Annotated in this window: 8 protein-coding genes (1 of these 8 running past the window's edge); all 8 read left to right on the top strand. The window is 58.7% G+C overall.

All coding sequences use genetic code 11. The features are described 5' to 3' along the window. Positions 1–127 precede the first annotated feature (127 nt). Entirely contained in the window at positions 128–286 is a 159-nt protein-coding gene (locus tag NCHU2750_RS30655) for a hypothetical protein (protein WP_162939749.1), read from the top strand. Between the two features lie 222 nt (positions 287–508). Beyond that, a complete protein-coding gene (locus NCHU2750_RS21880) occupies positions 509–1,342 on the top strand; it encodes an ABC transporter substrate-binding protein (protein WP_245480488.1) in 834 nt (277 codons plus the stop codon). Between the two features lie 68 nt (positions 1,343–1,410). Continuing rightward, a complete protein-coding gene (locus tag NCHU2750_RS21885; protein ID WP_119943890.1) occupies positions 1,411–3,018 on the top strand; it encodes an amino acid ABC transporter permease/ATP-binding protein in 1,608 nt (535 codons plus the stop codon). Between the two features lie 34 nt (positions 3,019–3,052). Further along, positions 3,053–4,294, top strand: coding sequence for an acetamidase/formamidase family protein (locus NCHU2750_RS21890; RefSeq protein WP_119943891.1), 1,242 nt, complete (start codon positions 3,053–3,055; stop codon positions 4,292–4,294). A gap of 86 nt (positions 4,295–4,380) precedes the next feature. Further along, entirely contained in the window at positions 4,381–6,687 is a 2,307-nt protein-coding gene (locus tag NCHU2750_RS21895) for an acetamidase/formamidase family protein (RefSeq protein WP_119943892.1), read from the top strand. Between the two features lie 10 nt (positions 6,688–6,697). Further along, positions 6,698–7,084 (top strand): RidA family protein, encoded by a 387-nt coding sequence (locus NCHU2750_RS21900; RefSeq protein WP_119943893.1) that lies wholly within the window; start codon positions 6,698–6,700, stop codon positions 7,082–7,084. A 354-nt stretch (positions 7,085–7,438) separates the two neighbouring features. Further along, positions 7,439–8,872: an MDR family MFS transporter gene (locus tag NCHU2750_RS21910; protein ID WP_119944316.1), complete on the top strand. Its 1,434-nt coding sequence runs from the start codon at positions 7,439–7,441 to the stop codon at positions 8,870–8,872. A gap of 857 nt (positions 8,873–9,729) precedes the next feature. Then, positions 9,730–10,948, top strand: partial view of an MFS transporter gene (locus NCHU2750_RS21920; RefSeq protein ID WP_245480471.1) — the 5' portion only. Its footprint extends 173 nt past the window's final position; 1,219 of the gene's 1,392 nt are visible here — the first part of the coding sequence; its start codon is at positions 9,730–9,732; its stop codon lies off the right edge, out of view.

A 10,948-nucleotide genomic window follows, 5' to 3' on the forward strand; every position in this document is an offset into this window, starting at 1 on the left:
CTGTTTTACGGGAAAATCAACAATGACTAATTAAAGTTCAGGGGGAATATTCGAGTCTATGCAACCTTTGCGGTGAACTCGCGCGTAACGGCGGTTTCTTACTTTGACAGCATGTGCTCGAAAGCCGATGGCTATGGAGAACCCTGCGGCACATCAGATCGAACTCAAGATGAGTTATGACGGTAGTCGATTTTACTTCTGTCTGACGGCGCGCCTCAACGATGCCGCTTCGATGATCGATTTGCTCATTTTTCCTGCACCGGTTGCGCAAGCCTTAAGCATATGATCTAGCGAAGAAATTTTACTGCGCGGAACGACAAGAATATGTGCGCCCGCCGACAATGGTACTCGGCCCGATTGCCCCTAAGCTCCATCCTGTCTGCTGCGTGAAAAAAGCAGCATCTAACCAATGGAGCGGGACATGAAAACATTTGGAACTGGGAGTATTAAGACCCTTCGCCGGACATGGCTTGGCCTCGGCTTTGCTGCCCATCTTTTCGCGGCCGCAATGGGTGCTGTAATCTTCGCGCCATCGTCGGAGGCCCAGGCCGCAGCACCGGCTGCCTGCGCCGACCTGCAGGCAAAATATCCGTCGTTGAAGGGCAAGACGCTGGTCAACGCCATCAATCCGCATACGCCGGGCTACGAAGCGCTCGATCCGAACGATCCGACCAAATATGTCGGCTTCGACATCGATCTTGGCGAGGCGATCGGTGATTGCCTCGGGTTCAAGGTGGAATACAAGTCTGTCACCTTCGCCGCACTTTTGACGACGCTGCAGGCCGGCCAGGCGGATATCGTCATTTCCGATATCTACGCCACCAAGGATCGCGCCAAGGCCGGCGACTTCATCACTTATCTGAAGGTCTATGACGGCGTTCTCGTCGCCAAGGGCAATCCGAAGAAGATCGATGGCATCAACAAGTCGCTCTGCGGCACGGTTGCCGCTGAGAACACTGGCTATGTCGAGGTACCGCTGATCCAGGCACTGGAGGCGGAATGCAAGGCAGCCGGACTGGCGGCGCCTGAAATCCAGCTCTACGACAACAATGCCAACTGCATCCAGGCGATCCTGGCCGGCCGCGCCGACACCTATATCAACGACGTCAACACCGTCGATGGTGCGGTCAAGGCCTATCCTGACAAGCTGGAAAAGGCGACGGCCGTCACCTTGCCCTACTCGGTCGGCATCGCCGTGCCGCTCGGCAAGCATGACTTCCGCGCAGCGATCATGGCGGCCCTCACTGAAATCCAAAAGTCCGGCCAGCAGGTCGAGATGATGAAGAAGTGGAACCTTCCGGAAGCCCAGATGGAAGAGCCTAAGCTCGTTCTGGCCGACTGAGCTTTTTTCCACCAACTGACCGGGCGCTTCCAGGCCCGGTCAATGCTCCTCGAACGCCAAGCAGGCCGATGGATCTCTTCCTTCATTATCTCAGCCAGCCCTACCTGATGACCGGCATCGTCTATACGCTGCTGATCACCTGTTATGGGCTCGCCGGCGGTGCCGTCATGGGTATCGTGCTTGCCGCCATGCAACTCAGCCGCTTTCGCATGCTGGCAGTCATTGCGCGCGCTTACGCAATCATCTTTCGCGGCACGCCGCTGATCCTGCAGATGATCTTCTGCTACAATGCCTTGCCGATGATCGGCATCCGACTCACCGCCATCGAGGCGGCAAGCCTGGCGCTCGCATTGAACGAGGCGCCGTTCATCGCCGAAATCATCCGCGCCAACGTAATTGCCGTCGATCGTGGACAGATTGCGGCAGGTCAGGCGCTCGGCATGCGGCCACTTGCGATCATGCTGCGCATCGTCGTGCCTCAGGCCTTCCGCACCATGGTGCCCGGGCTCGGCAATGAGGCGGTCAGCGCGCTGAAGAATTCTTCGCTCGCCTCGGTCGTATCGGTGCAGGAACTGACCCTGCGCAGTACCCAGCTGGCATCATCGACCTTCGACTTCTTCTCTATCTTCTTCGCCTCCGGGTTGATGTATCTGGTCCTGACAGGCGCGATTGCCGTCATCCAACTCGTCGTTGAAGCAACGCTGGACCTCGAAAAGCAGAAGAATGGCAGCAGTTTGGAGCGGCTTCTACCCTGGCGCCGGGCGGAGACTGTTGAAGATCTCCCCGCCGATCCTGTGCCCCCGGTCGTTGCTGTTGAGGTGCCGCTGCCGCCCGCAACTGTGAAAGCATCGCGCCCGCTCGACAAGGAGAAGCGTTGGGCGGCGCTCACCACCAGTCGTGCTGCAGTTGACATCCGCGATCTGCGCAAGAGCTATTCTGGTCGTACGGTATTGGGCGGACTAAGCCTCGATGTGCGCATCGGCGAGGTGGTGGCACTGCTGGGACCAAGCGGATCCGGAAAGAGCACGCTTCTGCGCTGCATCAATCACCTGGAAACCTGGGACAGCGGGGTGATCGAGGTTCTCGGGCGACGGATCGGCACCGGAGCGGACGGAAAGCCGCTTTCTCCGCGTGCGATTGCCAATGAGCGAGCCAGTGTCGGTGTCGGCATGGTATTCCAGAATTTCAATCTGTTCGGCCACCTGACGGCCAGGGAGAACATTGCAGGCCCGCTACGTTGGGTACAGGGGCTCTCGGTCAGCGAAGCGGGCCGACGGGCAGATGAACTTCTCGCCCGCGTCGGTCTTTCGCATCGGGCAGATGCCCTGCCACGTCACATGTCGGGTGGCCAGCAGCAGCGTGTCGCCATTGCCCGAGCGCTTGCGCCCAATCCCGCCATCCTGCTTCTCGACGAGCCGACCTCGGCGCTCGATCCGGAACTGGTCAGTGAGGTGCTTGAGGTGATCCGTCGGCTGGCAGTCGAGGACGGGCTGACAATGGTGATTTCCACCCACCAGATCGGCTTTGCCCGCGATGTGGCCGACCGGGCGGTGTTTCTCGCCGAAGGTGTGATTGTCGAACAGGGGGCTGCAGACGAAATGCTTGTCAGACCCAAGAACCCGCGCACCGCGCAATTCCTTCAGATCATGGAAGACGAGGCCGGCCAGACCGTATGACGGTCCGCGGCGAGCCTAGCAATCGGAGAACCAGATGAAACACTACACACTGCCAGTTTCGCCTTCCACGGTGCATTGGGGCTATTTCAGCAAGGCGGTCGAACCGGCTCTGGTGCTGAAGTCCGGTGACCGCGCGACGATCGAAACGCTCACCCATCACGCCAACGACGATTACGAGCGGATGATCGAAGGTGATCCGGCAGCGGAAGCGATCTTTCACTGGACGAAGGAACAGAAGACGATCTCGCGACGTGGTTCAGGCCCAACCGAAGGACCGTTCAAGATCGGAGCAGGCGAGGGGGTTGGTGTTCATCTTTTGACCGGTCCCATCGCCATCGAGGGCGCCGAACCGGGCGATATCCTGGAGGTGCGCGTTCTCGATGTCCGACCGCGCCCAAGCTGCAGCGCCTGCTATGCCGGTCGTTGCTTCGGCTCGAATGCAGCAGCGAACTGGGGCTTTCACTATCACGACCTGATCGAGGAGCCGAAGCCACGCGAAGTAGTAACAATCTTCGAGCTGGACACAGCCGGCGAGCCCTTTGCCAAGGCAGTCTACAATTACATCTGGACGCCGCAGACCGATCCGGACGGCATCGTCCATCCGACCATCGATTATCCCGGTGTTCGGGTCGATCATCGGTTGGTCAAACGGCGTGAAAATATCCTGCAAAATGTGCGCGTTCCTGCACGCCTGCATTTCGGCACGATGGGCCTGGCGCCGGCCGAAGCCGATTTCGTCAGCTCCATCCCCCCTTCCTATACAGGCGGCAATATTGATGACTGGCGGATCGGCCGCGGTGCACGCATGTATTACCCGGTCGCCGTCGACGGCGCCTATTTCTCCGTCGGTGATCCCCATGCGGCACAGGGCGATAGCGAACTCGGCGGCACGGCGATCGAGACATCGCTGACCGGGGATTTCGAATTCGTCCTGCACAAAAAGGAGGATCTGGCCGGCACGATCCTCGAAGGGTTGTCGCATCCGATGCTGGAAACCGAGGAGCAGTGGTCGGTCTATGGCTTTACCTACGCCAACTATCTCGAAAGCCTCGGTGTCAACGCGCAAACGGAAATCGCCCAGCATTCCAGCGTCGACCGTGCAATGCGCGATGCATTTCGCAAGCTCCGCCGCTTCCTGATGACCGCGCATAAACTCAGCGAGGACGAGGCGATCGCATTGATGTCGGTCGCGGCTGATTTCGGTGTGACGCAGGTGGTCGACGCCAATTGGGGCGTTCACGGATCGATCCGTAAGAACGTATTCCGATGCTATTGAGACCGGGTCTGGCATTTCCTTCTTCGCAGGTGCAAGATAGCGGCATCAAGGCGCTCCACGCGTCGTTCCGCACCTCGGATGAAGGGATGAATGTCAGGCAGTTCATAGCCGAATCCTATCCCAGCGATACTCGCGCCGATATGTGGCGCGAGGTGCTGGCGGAGCTTCATCTTCATTCGATCGGTCCCGACGGCGAGACGGGGCGATATTCCAGCGCGATCCTGCGCGGCGACCGTCAAAGTGGCATTCTCGCCCGCCTCGTAGCCAGTTCTCAAACGCTGTCATCCATTCCGCAACGTTCCCGTATGCTGTTGGGCATTGTGCCGCTCGACACGGAAGTCGATGTCGCCGGCGACGGTTTCAATCTCAAGGTCGACAGCGGAGCGCTGGTCGTGGTGCAGATGGACCGGCCGTGGGAGATGAGAATCTCGGGCAATAATCGAATCCTTGTCTTTGGTCTTTCCGATGCAGCCATGCAGCGGCGCGGCGCCGGATGGACACCATTTGCCGACCCTCGCTGCTATCCTTCGAAGGGACTGGCATCGGTTTTTATCCGTGCGGTAGAAAGCGCTGCGGCGGAAATGGAAGCCTTTTCAGACGCCGAGTGGCAGTCGTTCGAGCAGTTCATCGCAGATCTTTTCGTCACCATGATCGTCGAGACGGAAGCATCCGAGATGCGCTCGACGCCAAGCCTTGCGGCACTGTTCAACCGGATCACGGTAGCGATCGAAAAGCGACTGCATGATCCCGATTTGTCATCGGCCAAGGTCGCGCGGGTGGAGGGGATCTCCGAACGCTATCTGCAGAAATTGTTCGAGCAGAACGGAGAGAGTTTCACCCATTATCTGCGCGAGCGCCGCCTGCAACGCGCCCGCACGGCGTTGGTGACTTCGGCGGAAATCAGGCTTCCGGTTGCCGATGTCGCCTATAGCTGCGGTTTCAGCGATGCGGCGAACTTTAACCGTGTGTTCAAGGAGCGCTTCGGCTTGCCACCGGGCGCGTTCCGCAATCGTCATCTTGAGAGCCAGATTGACGGCATCAACCCGGAACAACGCGGGTGGCCCGTGAAGGCTCTTGCCACGAAGAAGCAGCCCATGCGTAACGGGCTGGATGATGGCCGCAGGCGAGATGAGTGGGTTGCATCTCCGGCAGCTCGCGCCATCAGCGCCCACCACAAGCTCGGGATCGACGCCTCGAATGTTCACTGGGGGTATTTCAGCCGATCGTTGGAGCCGGTGCTGGAGATCAATTCCGGCGACACCGTGGAGATCGAGACGCTCAGCCAGCACGGCTCCGATGCGCCGGAACTGATGATTGCCGGTGATGCCGCGGCCGAGGAGGTGTTTCATTGGACGAAGGACCGCAAGTCTGTCGATCGCCGTGGCGCGGGGCCGGTTGATGCGTCGATTTTCGGGCGTGGCGCCGGCGAGGGGTTCGGCGTGCATATCTGCACCGGCCCGATCTATGTGAACAATGCCGAGCCGGGCGACGTCATTGAGGTTCATATCGAGGATATGTTGCCGCGGCCGTGTCGTGGGCCGGGCTATGAAGGGCGATATTTCGGCAGCAATGTCGCGGCCTGGTGGGGGTATCACTACGGTGAATTGTTGAGCGAGCCGAAGCCGCGCGAGAACATCACGATATACGAGGTCTTTCCGGAGGAAGGATACGCTCAGGCACTCTATTCCTATCCATGGGCGCCGCAGACGGATCCATATGGTGTCGTCCACCGGACTTATGACTATCCCGGCGTGCCGGTTGAGGCGGCAAGCGTCGATATTCGCCGGGCGACACGAAGCGACATCCGTATTCCACTTCGGCCGCATTTCGGCGTTATCGCGCTGGCGCCACGAGAAGTGGATCTCATCGATTCCGTGCCGCCGGCGTATTTCGGCGGCAATCTCGATAATTGGCGGCTCGGCAAGGGGGCGAGTATTTTCCTGCCGGTATCGGTTCATGGCGGCCTGCTGTCGATTGGCGATCCGCATGCGGCGCAGGGTGACGGCGAGCTTTCGGGGACGGCAATCGAATGCTCGATGACCGGGCGGGTGAGGATCACGCTGCACAAGAAGGATCCGCGGTTCAACGACCTGACCTATCCTTTGATCGAGACGCCGGGCGAATGGGTGCTGACGGGATTCAGCCATCCCGACTATCTGGCCGAATTCGGCGCGAAAGGGCAGGGGGAGGTTTATGCCAAGTCTTCCCTCGACCTTGCGATGAAGGACGCTTTCCGCAAGGCGAGGCGTTTCCTGATGTCGGTCCAGGGCCTTGGTGAAGACGAGGCGATCGCGGTGATGTCGGCTGCCGTCGATTTCGGCGTTACCCAGGTCGTCGACGGGAACTGGGGCGTCCATGCGATCATCCGTAAGGCCATATTCGAGAGTGAGTAGGAATAACCACATGCAGTTTCATATGATATCCGGAGGCCCAAAGCCGGTCGCGCCCTTCAGCCACGCGGTGGAGACCGATGGCTTCGTCTTCGTCACCGGCCAAATGCCCGACACGCCCGGCACACCCGGCTTATTGCCGGACGGGATCGAGGCCCAGACGCATCATGTCATGGCGAACCTGAAGACGGTTCTCGCCCGCCTTGAGCTCGGCCTCGAACATGTGGTGATGGCGCGCATTTATCTGACACGGTTCAAAGAGGACTATGAGGCGATGAACGCCACCTATCGCAGCTATTTTCCTGCTGACCGGCTGCCGGCCAGAACATGTGTCGGAGTGACCGGCCTTGCTTACGATGCCTTGATCGAGATCGATCTCGTCGCCCGACGTCCGGATTAGAGGTCAGTGATCGGTGCTTCCATAAGCCCCCGCGACAGAATGCAGGCATCTACACAACCGCCCGACCCGCGGTCATTAATCAATTCCAGGTGAATGCCCGGATGCTTCAGGCAAAGTTTGATCTGAAATGCGGGAGTTTCTGCCGTTCTTGCTCGATAATGAACACGATAACGGCGAAACCGTTAGCCAACGTTACCAGCAAAGAGTGTTTGGTGCCTTGGGATTTGATGACTTTGAGAGTAAGGGCATGAACGAGAAGATTCGTTTGAGGTTGAGTACGGCCGGCCGTTTCATTCGACGAACCATTCGACGGCGGCATCAGGTCGCTTCATGAACGTCGAGACCGACCCTATAATGTTAGATCAACCTGCTTCGACCTTAACGACGGAACGTGCACGTCCAAACTTTCGCGTCATCGCGCTGATCATCGCCAGCGCGATGTTGATGGAAAACATTGACGCGACGGTGCTTGCAACTGCCTTGCCGACCATGGCGCGTGACTTCGGGGTCGATGCGCCGGCGATGTCAGTCGCGCTCACCTCCTATCTTCTCAGCCTGGCGATCTTCATCCCGGCCAGCGGCAGGATCGCTGACAATTATGGATCTCGCACCGTTTTCCGGGCCGCCATTGTCCTCTTCATCGTCGGGTCGGTATGCTGTGTCGTTGCACCGACCTTGCCGGCCCTTGTCGCCGCTCGCCTGCTGCAGGGTGTCGGCGGCGCGATGATGATGCCGGTCGGCCGCCTCGTCCTGATGAGAAGCGTCGAACGCAAGGATATGGTGAGCGCACTTTCCTGGCTGTTGATACCGGCGCTGGCGGGGCCGATTATCGGGCCGCCGCTCGGGGGACTGATCGTCACCTATCTTGATTGGCGATGGATTTTTTACATCAACGTGCCCATCGGCGTCGTTGGAGTGATCGCCGTGTCGATTTTCATCGAGGACTTCAAGGGCACCTCGGTAATACCCTTCGACTGGATCGGGTTCTTTCTGTCAGGCATTTCTCTTGGAGCACTGCTGTTCGGATTCGAGTTCGGCAGTCATGTAGGGCAGGGATGGATGGCGATCGGTCTGGTGGCGGTCGGCGTGTTATGCGGGCTGCTCTATCTGCGCCATGCGCGTCGCCATCCTGCCCCTATCCTCGATTTCTCGTTGATGAAGGTTCCAAGTTTCGGAACATCGGTCATCGCCGGTTCTTTGACCCGGATTACCCAGGGCGCCCATCCGTTTCTGCTTCCGTTGCTGTTCCAGATCGGCTTTGGGTATTCTGCCGCTGAGGCCGGCCAGATGGTTGCCGCCACCGCGATCGGCGCACTTGTCATGAAGCCTTTCGCCAAGCCCGTCTATCGCTATCTCGGCTTCCGCACGAGCCTCGCGATAAATGGCGTGCTGGGTACTGCTGGCTATGCGGTATGCGCACTTTTCAGACCGGATTGGCCGACATGGCTGATGTTCGTGGCCATGGTTCTCGGTGCGTTTTTCATGTCCTTTCAATTCATGGCCTACAACACCATTGCCTATGACGAGATCCCGCCGGAAAGGATGAGTTCTGCAACGAGTTTTTATAGCAGTTTCCAGCAGCTGATGCTGTCTTTGGGAATCTGCATCGGCGCTCTCGCTATCCGCGGTTCGATGGCAATAAGTGGCAATATGGAACCACAGCTGAATGACTTTTCCATCTCGTTCATCGTCGTGACGACAATTTCGCTTTGCGCCACGGCCTGGAACCTGAAATTTCATCGAGACGCGGGCGCTGAAATCAGCGGTCATCCCGTCAGCCATCCGTGATCTCCGTAGCGGGCCGCAACGCTTGGATTTAGATTGAAGTCCTCCAGGTCTGATGACGATGGCAGGTAGCAAAATGGCGCTGATTGCCAGCCATCCGCAAGTGAAGACCTCTGTTGGTCGTTCTCTCCGCTGGAACCCGCACACGGATTGACTTAGGGGTCGGCCCCATCGCTACCGAAGTCGGTTGTGTAGGCTGCTCCGTTGTCAGGAGACGAGCTGTTGGGCGCCTGTCAACGGCGAAAGATCAATATTGTCTTTGGCTATCTCAATTGTCGCCCTGAGCACAGCCATCACGATATGCGCTCTATCCCACCCCGCCATTTCAGCCATTTCGATCAGTCTCGAAATGGAGGGTTCCAAGGCGAATTTGCACTCTTCCTGATAGTCCAAAGAACTGCGCAAATTCGAAGGGGAATTTATCTGTGGCACGTTTTGAAATTCTCCGATCGGCAATACCTATGGATAAGCATTAGCAAGAGGGCTTTTCCTGCTTATGTCGCCTTTGTGTCTAAGCGTTGCTGCAGAGGGCGTTGCGATCAATGAAGGCTAACGTTTTGTTGTTCATACAGTCAGACGTTTCGATGCAGGCGCGCCGGAAGCGCCGAGAGTTTCCGGACTGATCGAGATTGTACCAACAGAGTTCGCCGACTCTCGATAGGAAGCGCCGCGAGAATTGATCGGAATTCAGTTGCGGAAAGGGTTCGGCTAGGATCTGATATCCCTCGGATGGCCGAATTTTCCGGCGCCACTACGTTTCTTCCTCCTCTCACGCGACTGGTTCACCAGCGGCCGAATTGGCGGCGGTGCCTTCGGCACGATCAGTCTACTGCCTGCGACTTTCTATCGGAACTCTATCTATGGACATTCAATCCCGGCCAGACGGCGCCCTTTCCGCGATATCTCAACCGCGTATGCCGGAGGTAATCGACGGTCTGCCAGCTCCACGCCGCTATATCGCCGTCGCAGCGGTTCTTGCAGGTATAACTTTGGCAGTGCTTGATGCGGCCATCGCCAATGTCGCGCTGCCGACCATGGCGCACGACCTGAACGTATCGCCCGCGGCCTCGATCTGGGTCGTTACGGGCTATCAGATCGCCCTCGTGATGGCACTCTTGCCGTGTGCGGCATTGGGCGAAAGTCTCGGCTATCGTCGTGTGTTTGCGGCCGGCGTCGTGATTTTCACCGTCGGCTCGGCCCTTTGCACCATCTCCCCGACCTTGCAAATCCTCGTCGCGGCCCGGTTCCTGCAGGGATTGGGTGGTGCAGCCATCATGTCGCTCATCGCGGCACTTTTGCGCTTTACCTACCCCAAGCGGATGCTGGGACGCGGCATCGCGCTCAATGCCTTGATCGTCGCGCTCGCTTCGGCGGCGGGCCCGACGATCGGCGCAGCAATCCTGCAGGTCTCAGGCTGGCCCTGGCTTTTCGCGGTTAATATTCCGATCGGGGTGGCAATCATCCTTGTATTTCGGGCGCTGCCGGAAACCCCGGGCTCTCGCCGGAAGATCGATCTCCTCAGCGTCATTCTCAACGCGGCGGTATTCGCGCCCCTCATCGTCGGTGCGGAAATGCTGGCGACGCGGCCGATTGTGGGCGTTTGCCTCCTTGCCTTTTCTGCTCTCTGCCTCGTCCTGCTCGTTCGCCGTGAAGCTCCGCGCCCGAAGCCGCTCATTCCGCTCGATCTTCTGCGCGAATGGCCCTTCCGCATTTCCGTCGTCGCATCGATGTGCTGCTTTTCTGCACAGATGGTGAGCTATGTCGCGCTTCCCTTCTATCTGCAGCATGTCCTCGGCAAGCCCGCATTCATGACGGGGCTATACATGACGCCATGGCCTCTGACGGTTGCATTGGCCGCGCCGGTCTCAGGCAGACTTTGCGAGCGCTTCCCAACCGCATGGCTATGCGCTGCCGGTGGTGGGTGCCTGGCCATTGGTCTTGTCCTGTGTGCCGCCTGGGATTTCCAGACGAGCCTTGCTCCCTTAATCGCCATTACCATCATCTGTGGCCTCGGCTTCGGCTTCTTCCAGACCCCCAACAACCGCAACATGCTTCTATCTGCTCCGGCCGAACGCAGCG

This window comes from Neorhizobium sp. NCHU2750 (assembly GCF_003597675.1).
In the GTDB taxonomy this organism is placed as follows: Bacteria; Pseudomonadota; Alphaproteobacteria; order Rhizobiales; family Rhizobiaceae; genus Neorhizobium.